Source organism: Micromonospora sp. NPDC002411, from assembly GCF_053592955.1.
In genome coordinates this window covers 1-11939 of record NZ_JBSFBM010000215.1, presented here as the reverse complement: position 1 = coordinate 11939, position 11939 = coordinate 1, and the positions used below count along the sequence as shown (strand labels likewise).

The window sequence follows — 11939 nt, the reverse complement described above, 5'->3', positions numbered from 1 at the left end:
GCTGCGGACTGTCCGACCTTAGCGGCCTTAGCTGCTACTGCCTGAACATGTCTCCACCGTCGAGGCAGGGCGGCCGCCAGGTGGGCGGCGGCGATCTGGGCTGCGGCTGCGGACAGGTTCACTCTGGAAGGGTATGCCTACCTGCCGAGTGGACGCTAGGGGTGTCTTGAAGTCTCAGTTGCTCCGATCCTCCTTCAATCGTCGCAACTCGTTGTACCGCTGCAGGAAATCTGCGTGCGTACGTTGAACCATGCCTAGGAGATCCGAATAGAAGCGGACATGGATATCGTCTTTGTGGAGACTCTGCACCTTCTCAGTAGGGCCATAGCTGTTAGCGACTCTCCCGCAGAGTAGATAACCGACGACCTTTTTTGCGCTGTAATCGCCGTCGGTGGCACTTCGGATGTGGTGCCGCATGAAATGTACGTACTGCTCGATTTGACCGAGCTCATTCATCGACACGACAGAGTGTGGTCTCTTGATTTCAACCACCACCAGGGTGTCCGATTCCCGGACGCACAAGAAGTCTATGCGGCGATCCTTTTCAGGCACTTCCGTGCCTTCCGGGAAGTTGTCGCGAAGGATCTTGCTATAGCGCAGTTCGTCTGCGACGAGTTGCCACCGAGGATCGAGCACCCAGGGGAACTGCTTCAGGAAATCGTGAAGGACCGGCACTTCTAGCGCATTGTCCTCAATCAGCTTTTGCAGCTTCTCGATGGTGGTGATTCGGCCTTGGGTGACTCGAGCCATTTCTTTCGCTTCGACCACTTCCCACTCCCTGAAGAGCTGAGCCAGTCGCCCCGTATCCTCCACTCTCGCCTCAGTCAAGTCCTCTGCTAGATCCCAGAACGCGTCGTACTCGAGAAAATCGATACATAGCTGGACAATCTCGTCAGTTTCTTGTGGCTTAGCGACGACGTTGCGATTCACGACATCGCGGATCAACTTGTCGGCTACTTTGCGGGCCCGCTGATTCTCCATGTCCTTTGTCGCGTCCACGAAGCGCCGATAGGACTCGTTCTGCTTGAGGTTCTTTTCGTTGTCCCGGGACCGTCGAGCTGCCCACTCCCGAGCGATCGTATTGATTTCACGCTCGCCCCAGCGATGGAAAGCAGAATTGGGCTCCGTGTCCCAGACGAGAGAATTCCGCGTTGTTCCTACCGAGTCCTCAGCTTCGTCAACGAATTCGGCGTGCAGCTCTCCGATTATGTAGGACAGGGCATATTGCTGGCCAACGGTGGCATTGAAGACGAATGGCTCCTGGACCAGTTTTCCTCTGGCCATGACAACAATCCCGCGCTGGATCCCGTCTTCAAGTTTGCTGGTCCGATCGAGGGCACCGATCCATCCGGAAACTCGCCAACCCGTACCAGGCGCAATCTCAATGTTCTCGTAAGTCCAGAGATAGCGCTCGCCGTCGGCATCGACTTCAAGAAGTCGAGTCAAATCACGCTCCGCTGCCGTGATTGGCACGCTATTCACAGAGACTGTGAAGTTGGAATCTATGACAGAGAAGCGCCGAGCGAGACCTCGGCGGAGGCCGGCGATGTCGATGCTCCGGGTCCTGAATTTGCCAATTTGCTTCAGCGTTACCTTCGTGCCTTTGGTCACCGTGCCGGTAGGCCCAAGGGGCGGGAATCGGACCTCACGTGTCTCCACGGCCTTTTCCATCAACTCGTAGTCCATGAGGAATCGCGACACGTGGCCGTTCTTGACACTCTCGATTTCGACTTGGCGGGCGATTCCGAACCCCGCGAATTTACCGATCCCCTTGCGACCCATGACTTTGCGGAGAGGTGGCGTTTTCCGTCGATCGGCCTTTTCGTCTCTTCTTCTGTCGCGGCCGACGATAAGGTACGCCTCCCGCACGTCGGTGTCGTCCATGCCGTCACCGTCGTCAGTGACGACGATCCTGGACTCGTCATTGAGGTGACCGTCCGGAACCTCGATGTGGACGTTGGAAGCGCCGGCATCCCAAGCGTTCGCGACCAGCTCGGCGATGACGGGGGGTAGCGTCGAGTACATCTGAAGGCCCAGGTGCTTAATCGCAGCAGGGTCAAACCTCATGACGAAGTCGTCACGAGGCGCGTCTGAGGGGTCAACGACAGCCGGCACGTCCAACGTGGTCATATATTGAAGACTACCGGCGGTGGTCCCTCTAAGTAACCCCTTCGTTACGGTGCTGTCGATCGGCCGCCAGGACAGAGCGGCCTAGCCGGCTGGCGAGCAGGACAGGCACGGCGTTGCCGATCTGGGTGGCTGCATGAAAGAAAGTTCCATGAAATTCATAGTCATCACCGAAGGTCTGTAGTCGAGCTGCCTCACGCAGTGATAGCCCTCGGTGCTCCTGAGGATGAGCAAAACGGCCACAGTAGACATCAGTGCAGCGACACGTCAGAGTCGGCGCCGGGGCATCCCAGGCCATACGTCCGAAGACGTCACGATGAAGCTTCGGCGTTCTCTTGTGGCACTCGAGCAGAAGACTCTCATCATGTATGTCAGCGCGGCTGCCACCGTCTGCCGGAACCGCTTCGATCAGCTTCCGATGATGATCGTGTAACTTGCGGGCGATGTGATTGGGCGGTAGTCCCTCGGCCGCCTGTTCAGGGAGCGATGCCGAAGGGGCGGATCGAGACTTGGCTTTACCTATGCCGATGTGCGGGGGAGGGTAGTCACCAATCGCGGAGCGGACGGTAGCTTTCGGGCCGCGGCGAGGTTTCGGTAAGGATATGGGCGCATGGCGAGACGCGACCATAATGAACCGCTTCCGCACTTGGGGTACGCCATAGTCGCTGGCATCAAGTTGCGACCCGTCTCTGTGGTGGAAGCCGGTCTCTTCTAGGATTTCGAGGAAGCGGCTGTATATCTCTCTCCCGTAGGCGTTATGCAGTCCGGGCACGTTCTCTACGATGATGTAATCGGGCGGAGCTTTAAGTACTAGCTCGCCAAAGGCAAGTAGAAGTTGCTTCCGCTCATCTATGCCGCGCCGTTGATTGAGAGTCGAGAAAGGTTGACAGGGAGTGCATGCGGCGTAAATGACGACGTCGTCCGAGCGAACTCCGACATCGCTGCGCAGTTGCAGGATGTCGAGCCGTGTGACGTCCTCGCACATAAAACGACTGGGCTTGTTGTTGTGCTCGTAGGTATCCTTAAGCCTGTAGTCGTTGTCTATTCCGGCCAATACACGGATGCCAACGTCTTTGAGTCCTCGAGTGAGTCCGCCAGCGCCGCAAAAGAAGTCGAGAGCCACAGTGCGCCTGCGCCGGCGGCCGGACGCCGGGCGCTCCTCGGTTCGCCTGGAGATGCCGGCCTCCCCCCTCGATGCTTGATCGAGAGGATAGCTGTTCTGGGCTCTCCAGCGAAGACCGACGTGCCATACGGCACGAATCAGCTTATCTTGATGCCGGCAGGGCCTCGGTGCCTTGAGGGCGCGCGGGGTGAGGGTGAAAGGATCGACAGCATGTCTTCGAAGGACGGTCCAGGGGCGTCACCTGGTCCGTCCTCAGAGGCGGCACGGAAGCGGCTGCGACAGCAGGCGACGCGAGACACAGCGCCAGAGATGGCCCTTCGGCGCGAGCTGCACCGGAGGGGTCTTCGGTACCGCGTTCACGTCCGGCTCCTACAAGAGGTACGGCGCACCTCCGACATCGTCTTCCGGCGGGCCGGGGTGGCCGTGGATGTACGTGGTTGCTGGTGGCACGGCTGTGATGACCACCGTCCGGCACCAAGGGCCAACAGGGACTGGTGGTTTCAAAAGCGGGAGCGAAACCGTTCGAGGGACGATGACACGTTGAGACGGTTGGAGGCGGAGGGCTGGCGGGTGCTCGTCGTGTGGGAGCACGAAGAGATTTCTTCCGCCGCCGATCGGGTCGAGCTTGCGGTCCGTGGATGTGTGATCAAGCGCCAAGCGGCTGAGAACAGCGCGAATTTTGGCAGGGCGTTGAGGGGCTCTCGGCGTTACCGGGATGTGTGAGGACTTTCTGTACGAGATCAAGGCGGCCCGCGTCGCGGGCCGCTCGCACCGCCGAACCTGGGCCGGGCCGGTGGCCCGCCGCCGCGCCTCTGGCCTTCGGCCGCCAGCGCGTCGGTGTTAGCCCGCCGGCGGCGCGACATACGACGAAGCCCCGGGCCGCCATGGTTGTTGGCAGATCCGGGACTTCGATGTTGGTCGGTACAAGTTCAGTGCCTCCGGCGGGGTCCTCGGGCACTCCGGGATGGTGGCGCCATCCCGACAACCTTCGACCGGGCAGAGCCGAGTGGGTAGGGCCTGCCCGGTCAAGGTCGTTCAGACGGTGGTGTGCTCCACCTTGACCAGGCAGGCCCTACCCACTCCACCGTGTGTGCGGACGAAGGCTGACGGGATGGCTAAGTCGCAGCGGCCAAGCGATCGGTTGGGGCCCTTGGGTTCCCGTGGCTATACCGAGGGCTGCGTCGGTACGACCGGCTGGCGACGTGCCTTGAACTGAGCGAACCTTGCCGAGAGGACGTAGATGTAGTCAAGCATCGCCTCTGCCAGTTCCAGCGCGTCTTTTGCGTCTTCTCGGGTTACTGGCTTCCCCGTGAAATGTGCGCCCTCGTTCCCGAGGACCCGTAGCTCATCGCTCCACTCCAGGAACCGCGCATCCAGATGCCCTAGATCGAACATCTTCTTGAGCGCCTTGGCGAGTGGTCGGTCCTTGACTTCGTGCTGCTGGCAGACGCCTTCCAAGGTGCGGCGAACCATGACAACACTTGCCGTATAAGCTTTCGCTTGGTAGCAGGAGCGCGCCTCCTCTGCTTCACGGCGTAGGTCTTCAGGAATCGCCATGCTTAGAACCCGGTCGTTTTTGGGCCACGTCCGTACCGGGTCTTCCCAACCTCTGCCGTAGTCCTCCTGCCACAGAACGGCGGGCTTGTGGCATTTGCTGCACTTGACCAAGCTGATCAGAGTCGGGGGTCCCCAGCTGTCATCGCGTACCGTGACTTCTCCGGCTGACACAGCGAGCGTTGCCGTCTCGCACTCGGGGCACTGGAGTACGTGCTCTGCATCCCACCCGTCTGCCACCTGTTTCCCCCTCTCAGGACTGTCCATCCTAGTTCTCCCCCGCTCGGCCCGCGTCCTGCGCCCAATGAGGGAACCTCAAGATCAGGCCGTATTCAGGCCGTCAGGCGCGGACCAAGGGCAGCAAACGTTCACCACTGATGACAGACAAGCGGCCAGCTCGGGCGGCGTCTTGTACGTATTGGCCTGCTACGTCCCTGCCCTTGATCAATACCGCTGGAAGTAGCGACGCACGGCCCTCTGGGCTGTACCGCAGCCGCAGATGGTCGTCGGACCATCATCATGCCGTTCTGCTAGCCAACGCAGGCGCGGACGCCGCTCTAAGGTGGAGCTGAGAGGTTCGCGGCGTTGTGCCGTGCCTGCGGACAAGGCGTCCTGCCTCAGTGAATCCCTCGGGTCTATCGAGGAAGTGGGTTGGCGACGTAGACGCCCTTGCCCTGCCGGCCGTCGATCAAGCCCTCGGCTTTGAGTAGCAGCATGGAGGCGCGGATCACCGTGTTGCTGACGTCGTAGTGCTCGCAGAGTGCAGCGAACGACGGCAGCTTGTCGCCCGGCTTCAACTGGCCGGAGCTGATCTGCTCGCGGATATCTCGGGCGACCTGTAGGTACGCAGCTTCAGACATAGGTGGTGCTCCCAGCTTGGCGGCTGGTGCAAGCAGACCACATCTCTGGCTCGACTTACAACGCTATGTGTCGTAGCTGTTGACCCTGCGCACATTGCGTCCTAAGTTGCTTGTGGGGCTACCCAGCTTGGCGGCCGGGTCGTCCTGCCGTGGGTGCCCTGTCTCCGGACACCGTTGACCGGGTGCCCACGGAACCCCAGGCGTCGGCAGGAGGCATCGTGACCAGACCGAACGGTGCAACTACCGCAACCGCGGGCACCGGCGACGCTTCCAGGAATTCCGGCGCCAGACAGCCGCGACTGGAGAGCGTCCAGCGACGCGTGTCATACGACGAGTACGTCATCGCGGTCGCGCTCACCCTGGCGCGCCGCCACCGGCCCATCTGGTCCTGGCGGCACTGGCGACGCATCTGTCGCTGCGGTGCCGACCTGCCATGCAGAAGTCGCCACCGCATCCCGATTAGTAGCCGTCACTGGCCGAGTCAGGACGGAACTCAATGACGAGCCACCTCGCGATCATCCCGGCCTGGATCTGCGCTGGTTGCGGTGCGGACTGGCCATGCGACACCCGCCGCCGAGAGTTGCAAGCGGAGTACGACAGAGCGCCAGTGTCACTTGCCCTCTACCTGGCCGCCCAGTTGGTCGACGCCGCCCAGGACTTGGCTCACGTTCCCGCCGGCCATCTGCACCATCGCTTCCTCGGTTGGACCCGGTGAGCATCCTTCGATTGGGTGACGAAAAGTTCCACTACAGCGACGGTTCCCACAAGTGGATCCCGCCAGATCCCGACTACGACCAAGACGTCTGGGACGAGCAAATTCGTCAGCACAAACACGGTCACCTGCGAAACGAGCGCCCGAAAGTCCGCATCCAGCGACTGATCTGAGGTGAGCGGCGGCGGGCAGAGATGTTGGCGATGAGGCGTCCCCACCTGGCCAGCGGAAGCGCCGCGGACAGGCTGCTCAGCAGGGCCGACGAGCCGATCCGGGTAGGGCGACGAGGACCGCGAACGTTGCCAGGCTGACCAGCAGCGGCGCGGGCCAGGTCAGCTCTCTGGGCGCTGCGCCCGGAAGAGACCAATAGCGCCGGAAGTAACAACGGCTGACCTCGGCGAGTCGAGGTCAGCCGTAACGGCGAGGCGCAGGCGGGACGCAATGTGCTCTCATGATCGCGTGCCAATGAAGTCACTGATCCGGGCAAGTAAATGGCAGTTCGCATGCGGTGCCCTGATGTGGGCCTGTGGTGCCGCACTCATGCAGTACGCCATCTGGAGCGGAGCGACGGCGGTCCTTTTCTTCGTGGGCCTGATGGCCTCGGCGGCTGGTGCTGGCATCGCCGGTGCCGGCATGCGCATGGCGACCAAGCGCCAGGCAGCCAGTAGCCGTCAAACTTACTGAGAGGCTCCGGCTGGGCCTCGGGTGTTCCGTGATGCGAGCGGTGGTGGTCAGAGGCTGGCGGCGAGGAAGCCGCAGACGACCAGCGGAAGTACCGCGGACAGCGTGCCCACCGCTGCCGACGAGCGGATCCGGGCGCGGGAGACGAGCACCGCGAGCATCGCCAGGCTGACCAGCAACGCGAGGAACAGCGCGGGCGTGGCCACGTAGAGCCCGAAGAGCAGCGCCCGCGACCGTTCGGAGTCGCATACCTCGCCGCAGCCTGCGGGGACCGACCCGGAAAGCGTGCTGAGGAACAGGCCGAACGACACGACGACGGCCACGTACCAGCCGGCCAGCACCAGGAAGGATGAGCGCGCGTCAACGAGATGAGTGCGTGACGGTGCCAGAGTCATGAGCGAAGTATCCGCTGCTGAGCGAGCGGGGTCAGCCCTCGATCTCAGCGACCATCGTGTCCGCGTCCTCGAACGACTCGACAGTGCGGAACCCTTCGGCGGCGTACAGCCTCGCGGCGAAGTTCGCCCGCTCCACGCTCAGCGACACGGTGCGGATGCCGCGTGCTCGTGCGGCGTCCAGAACAGCGCGCAGAAGCACCCGGCCCACACCCCGACCCCTCCAGGATTCCACCACGCCGATGGTCAGCTCTGGAACGTCGTCACTCACGTACCCGTAGCCCGGATCGGCGGCGGTCAGGAATCGGAACCAGGCCGCGCCGACCGGCCGATCAGTCGGGTCCACCGCGACCAGGCCGAAGTCGTCTGGCCGCATCCAGCCGGCGACATAGTGGGCCAGCGCAGGGTTCGCCAGGATCTCTTCGCGGGACCAGTTGCGCTCGGGCAGCCAGTTCACGGCCTCCACGAGCATGTCGACCAGGAATTCGGAATCAGCCGAGGTGGCCGCACGGATGCCGAGGTCAGTCACCGCCGAAGCGTCGCACACAGGATCGGCAAAGCCAAGATCAGCACCGGTACGGTGGAGGCCTGGGGCGGTGAACTGGAGACAGAGGCTTAGGTCAGTGACCCGTTGCGTCGGCGCGGGCGCTGTGGCCGACCGGGCGGCGGGACCAGCACTGCGGGCGCTGCCGGACGGCCAGCTCCAACGCCAGGTGATCGGACTCGATCATCTCCCGGGCTATTCGACGTGCCATTTCCAGGCGGTCGACGTGCAAGTCAAGATCCGTCGGACCGGCGCCAGCCATATCGAACTCCTCGTCAGCGTTCGAGCTATTCGCATCATGCGGCACGTCGGGAATCGTCACCATTCTCCGATCGGTGGAAAGCTACCGCCGTACGGCTCGGTGTCGCGTACCCCGGTTGCGCCGATGGTAGCGGCGGCCTCGCCACCCCGCCCGGAACTGCGTAAAGCCGGTCTTGCCGACGGTTTGTACATTGCACGGTGCGCGGGTCGGGGGGCGCGACATGTCCGGTGAGGGATCTTCGTTACGGGAGGACCGCCGTGCAGCATTCGAGCAGTACCGATCCATTGTTCGTCGCCGTCGAATCAGACTCGATCACCCGTGCGGACGTCGCCGGGCTGATCGCGGGGCGGTTGGCCGCCATCCGGGTGCCGGGGCTGTTGTCCGCCACCCGGTGCCACGCGATCACGGCTGCGCTCGCCGACGCGCCGATGGACCGCTACGACGAGAGTCGGGTCTTTCCGGTCGTCGCCAAGTTCGGCCCGGCCATCAACGACCACCGGGCCGCCGGTGAACTTCGGGACGACTACTGGGACGCGGCCCGCGCGGCCGACAAGAGCTGGTCCACGTTGGGCCTGCCGGACTCGCCACGGGAGTTGTGCCTGGCGGCGTTCCGGACCGCCTGGCCGGATGTCGCACCCGGCCGTCGGCAGGGTCGGGAGATGCACGTCGGAATCGTCCGCGAGATCAACGCTGGCCTCCAGGTGCACTTCGACGACGCGGTCCGGGAGTACGCGGGCCGGCTGCTCGACGGTGACGTGGTGGCGCAGTTGGCGTTCAACATCTACGTCCGGGTGCCGCCCGCAGGCGGGGAGACGGTGCTGTGGCGGCGGCGGTGGCAGCCGGGCGACGAGGAGCAGCGGATCCCCGGCGGGTACGGCTTCGACGAGTCGGTGACTGCCGACACGCAGTCGTTGACGCTGCGGCCCACGCTCGGTGAGGGTTTTCTGTTCGATCCCCGGCACTATCACACGGTGCGTCCCGCGACCGATGGCCGCCGGATCTCCATAGGATGTTTTGTCGGGCTCACCGACGACGGCCGACTGGCCCTCTGGTCGTAGCGAAGGGCGTTTCCCATGGTGGACAGAAGCGACGTCGAGGCGGCTGCGGCACTTGTCGAGGGGCGGGTCCGGGAAACCCCGGTCATCGCCGTCGACGGTGCTGACCTGGGGGTGCCGGGGCAGCTCAGTTTCAAACTGGAGTTGCACCAGCACACCGGCTCGTTCAAGCCGCGTGGGGCGTTCAACCGGATGCTCCAGGGGGCGTTGCCGGCGGCCGGGGTGATCGCCGCGTCGGGTGGCAACCACGGCCTCGCCGTCGCGTACGCGGCCCGGTCGCTGGGCGTTCCGGCGGAGGTCTTCGTGCCGGTCACCGCTTCGCCGGTGAAGGTGCAGCGGTTGGCCGGGCTCGGCGCACAGGTGCGCCAGGTCGGCCAGCACTACGCCGAGGCCCTGGCCGCGAGCACGCAGCGGGCCGCGGAGAGCGGCGCGTTGGTGGTGCACGCGTACGACCAGCCGGAGGTGGTGGCCGGTCAGGGGACCGTCGGCCGGGAGTTGGAACGGCAGGTCGACGGGATCGACACCGTGCTGGTGGCGGTCGGCGGCGGTGGGTTGGTGTCCGGCATCGCCAGCTGGTTCGACGGGTCGGTGCGTGTCGTCGCCGTCGAGCCCGAGCAGATCCCCACACTGCACTCGGCGCTAAAGGCCGGCCGGCCGGTCGACATCGAGGTAGGTGGCATCGCCACGGATTCGCTGGGCGCCCGCCGCATCGGCGAGATCGCCTACGACACCGCCAGTCGGACCGGTGTGGAGTCCGTGCTGGTCCGCGACGAGGACCTGGTGCGGGCCCGCCGGCTGCTCTGGTCGGAGCTGCGGGTCGCCGCCGAGTTGGGTGGCGCCGCCGCGCTGGCCGCGCTGGTCGGCGGGGCGTACGTGCCACAGCCGGGGGAGCGCGTGGCAGTGGTCATCTGCGGTGGCAACACCGACCCGAGCGACCTGGGCCCGGCCGCGCCGCACTGACCCAGTCAGTCGCCGTTTCGTAGGCGGCGCAGCGCGTGTTCGATCTGGAGAGTGTCCAGGTGGGTGTCCCCGAGTAGGCGCCGACGGTCGGCCAGCAGCCGCTCGTACTCCTCGATGGCTGGTTCCAGTCGCCCGTCGAGCAGGAGCACCGCGGCCAGGGTGGCCCGGATGGCCAGCACCTCACTGCGGTCGGCGTGCCGGGGCTCCACGGTGGCCAGTGTGGCCCGCAGTTCGGCCTCCGCCTCGGCGAGCCGGCCCTGCGCCTGCATGCAGCGGGCCAGCGTGTGTCGGGCCTGCCAGGTCTCCGGTTGGTTGAGCGGCCACAGCCGGTAGCGGACCTCCAGGATGGCGTGCAGCATCTCCTCTGCCTCGGGTGCCCGTTGCTGGGCGAGCACCGCCAGCGCCAGGCTGTGCCGCATGATCATGGTGTCCCAGTGTTCGGGGCCGCGGACCTGGTCCTCGGCGGCGACGATCTGCCGCAGCTCCGACTCGGCCTCCGGCCACTGGCGCTGCGCCATGATCGCTCTGGTGAGCTTGTGCCGGCTGGCGAGGGTGTCGGCGTCGTCGCTGCCCAGCACCCTGGTGCGGTCACGGATCACCTCGCGGAGCACCCGGTCGGCCATCTCCGGTTGGTTGCGCTCCAACCAGGTGCGGCCCAGCTCGTGGCGCAGCGCCAGCACCTGTGGCCGGTCCAGGTCGTGGTCGTACGCGGCGCAGCCACGGATGATCGGGTCCAGGATGTCGAAGGCCGAGCCGGGTAGGCCGACCGCGATGAGGTAGCGGGCGGTGAGCCGGGTCAGCTCCAGCGCTCGGCGTACCGTCTCGGGGTCGTGCTTGTGTTTCTGCGGCACGAGGTAACCCCGCACGGCCTCGACCAGGTGCGGCACCAGGACGTCCCAGTTGGTCCAGGCCGCCGAGTCGTCCGGGCTCTGCCCCTCGGTGGCGGCGAGCAGCAGCTTCATGACCAGCCCGTGGTATTCGGCGATCTGCTCACGGACCTCGTCGCGGTCGCGGAACATCGCGTGCACCAGCGGGTGCAGTGACAGCACGTGCGCGAACGCCGGGTCGGTGACCTCGTCCTGGACGTCGAAGTCGACCAGGGCGAGGTCGGCGATGCCCTCCAGCACCTTCACCCGTTGCTGACCGGTGAGCCCCTTGAACAGTGGCGACTCGGCCAGGATGGCCGGCTTGAGCACCACCTCGTAGGGCACCGGGGAGACGCTCAGGCAGGCCAGCACGTTGAGCAGCGGCCGGCTCTGCTGGAGCTTGCGGCGGGACAGCAGGTCCAGGGACAGGTCGTCGACCTCGCGGACGATCTCCAGACCGAGCGACTCGTCGAGGTCGACGTCGGGGGCGTCGAGCGGTGAACGGAACCGGCGCTGCACGGCGGCGCGGTAGTCCGCGAAGGTGGTGATGGTGGACGAGCCACGCCAGACCGGGCTGGCGTTGACCGACTTCAGGTAGTTGCCGGCGGCGCGCAGGGCGAGGGGCAGACCGCCCAGCTCACGGGACAGCTCACGGGCGTCGGCCAGGTCACCGGCCTGCTGACCGGCCCGGTCGATCAGCACCTGCGCGCCGGCGTCGGCGGCCAGTGGGCGCACCTGGTGCAGCGTCGACCAGGTGCCCCAGGTGGCCCGGTTGCCGTCCCGGGTGGTCACGATGACCACGC

The 11939-nt window shown here is 65.0% G+C and carries 12 protein-coding genes; 4 read left to right on the top strand and 8 right to left on the bottom strand.

Going from position 1 to position 11939, the window contains the following annotated elements; genetic code table 11:
* Positions 1–174: 174 nt before the first annotated feature.
* Positions 175–2130, bottom strand: coding sequence for an ATP-binding protein (locus ACWCO3_RS23305; protein WP_358163503.1), 1956 nt, complete (start codon positions 2128–2130; stop codon positions 175–177).
* Positions 2131–2158: 28 nt separating this feature from the next.
* On the bottom strand, positions 2159–3250 hold the full coding sequence (locus ACWCO3_RS23300) for a DNA cytosine methyltransferase (protein ID WP_358163505.1): 1092 nt from the start codon (positions 3248–3250) through the stop codon (positions 2159–2161).
* 150 nt (positions 3251–3400) lie between these two features.
* Between ACWCO3_RS23300 and ACWCO3_RS23295 the strand changes: the two genes are divergently transcribed.
* The gene (locus ACWCO3_RS23295) at positions 3401–3973 is read left to right on the top strand and encodes a very short patch repair endonuclease (RefSeq protein WP_450012005.1); all 573 of its coding nucleotides are present in this window, start codon (positions 3401–3403) and stop codon (positions 3971–3973) included.
* Positions 3974–4414: 441 nt separating this feature from the next.
* Here ACWCO3_RS23295 and ACWCO3_RS23290 read toward each other — a convergent pair whose 3' ends face one another.
* Together ACWCO3_RS23290 and ACWCO3_RS23285 are read right to left on the bottom strand one after the other, a co-directional pair.
* Positions 4415–5071: a DUF4145 domain-containing protein gene (locus tag ACWCO3_RS23290; protein WP_358163507.1), complete on the bottom strand. Its 657-nt coding sequence runs from the start codon at positions 5069–5071 to the stop codon at positions 4415–4417.
* Between the two features lie 368 nt (positions 5072–5439).
* On the bottom strand, positions 5440–5664 hold the full coding sequence (locus ACWCO3_RS23285) for a winged helix-turn-helix domain-containing protein (RefSeq protein WP_145778810.1): 225 nt from the start codon (positions 5662–5664) through the stop codon (positions 5440–5442).
* Between the two features lie 1177 nt (positions 5665–6841).
* Between ACWCO3_RS23285 and ACWCO3_RS23280 the strand changes: the two genes are divergently transcribed.
* Positions 6842–7060, top strand: coding sequence for a hypothetical protein (locus ACWCO3_RS23280; RefSeq protein ID WP_358163511.1), 219 nt, complete (start codon positions 6842–6844; stop codon positions 7058–7060).
* Positions 7061–7107: 47 nt separating this feature from the next.
* Here ACWCO3_RS23280 and ACWCO3_RS23275 read toward each other — a convergent pair whose 3' ends face one another.
* The 3 genes from ACWCO3_RS23275 to ACWCO3_RS23265 form a co-directional block, all read right to left on the bottom strand.
* On the bottom strand, positions 7108–7452 hold the full coding sequence (locus ACWCO3_RS23275) for a hypothetical protein (RefSeq protein ID WP_358163513.1): 345 nt from the start codon (positions 7450–7452) through the stop codon (positions 7108–7110).
* Between the two features lie 31 nt (positions 7453–7483).
* On the bottom strand, positions 7484–7978 hold the full coding sequence (locus ACWCO3_RS23270) for a GNAT family N-acetyltransferase (RefSeq protein ID WP_208744923.1): 495 nt from the start codon (positions 7976–7978) through the stop codon (positions 7484–7486).
* A 91-nt stretch (positions 7979–8069) separates the two neighbouring features.
* Positions 8070–8315, bottom strand: a complete 246-nt coding sequence (locus ACWCO3_RS23265) for a hypothetical protein (RefSeq protein WP_145778813.1) — start codon at positions 8313–8315, stop codon at positions 8070–8072.
* A gap of 197 nt (positions 8316–8512) precedes the next feature.
* Between ACWCO3_RS23265 and ACWCO3_RS23260 the strand changes: the two genes are divergently transcribed.
* Together ACWCO3_RS23260 and ACWCO3_RS23255 are read left to right on the top strand one after the other, a co-directional pair.
* Positions 8513–9313 (top strand): 2OG-Fe(II)-dependent halogenase WelO5 family protein, encoded by an 801-nt coding sequence (locus ACWCO3_RS23260; RefSeq protein WP_358163517.1) that lies wholly within the window; start codon positions 8513–8515, stop codon positions 9311–9313.
* A gap of 15 nt (positions 9314–9328) precedes the next feature.
* Positions 9329–10270 carry a threonine/serine dehydratase gene (locus ACWCO3_RS23255; protein WP_354881967.1) on the top strand — a complete coding sequence of 314 codons (942 nt, stop codon included), beginning with the start codon at positions 9329–9331 and terminating at the stop codon, positions 10268–10270.
* 5 nt (positions 10271–10275) lie between these two features.
* Here the strand turns inward: ACWCO3_RS23255 and ACWCO3_RS23250 are convergent.
* Positions 10276–11939: tetratricopeptide repeat protein (locus ACWCO3_RS23250; protein ID WP_450011999.1), on the bottom strand; the 1664-nt coding region annotated here is incomplete at its 5' end.

Bases quoted from the DNA above. Each gene is read 5' to 3' on its own strand.
- ACWCO3_RS23305 (WP_358163503.1), bottom strand. From the start codon at position 2,130: ATGACCACGTTGGACGTGCCGGCTGTCGTTGACCCCTCAGACGCGCCT.
- ACWCO3_RS23295 (WP_450012005.1), top strand. From the start codon at position 3,401: ATGCCGGCAGGGCCTCGGTGCCTTGAGGGCGCGCGGGGTGAGGGTGAA.
- ACWCO3_RS23290 (WP_358163507.1), bottom strand. From the start codon at position 5,071: ATGGACAGTCCTGAGAGGGGGAAACAGGTGGCAGACGGGTGGGATGCA.
- ACWCO3_RS23285 (WP_145778810.1), bottom strand. From the start codon at position 5,664: ATGTCTGAAGCTGCGTACCTACAGGTCGCCCGAGATATCCGCGAGCAG.
- ACWCO3_RS23280 (WP_358163511.1), top strand. From the start codon at position 6,842: ATGAAGTCACTGATCCGGGCAAGTAAATGGCAGTTCGCATGCGGTGCC.
- ACWCO3_RS23275 (WP_358163513.1), bottom strand. From the start codon at position 7,452: ATGACTCTGGCACCGTCACGCACTCATCTCGTTGACGCGCGCTCATCC.
- ACWCO3_RS23255 (WP_354881967.1), top strand. From the start codon at position 9,329: ATGGTGGACAGAAGCGACGTCGAGGCGGCTGCGGCACTTGTCGAGGGG.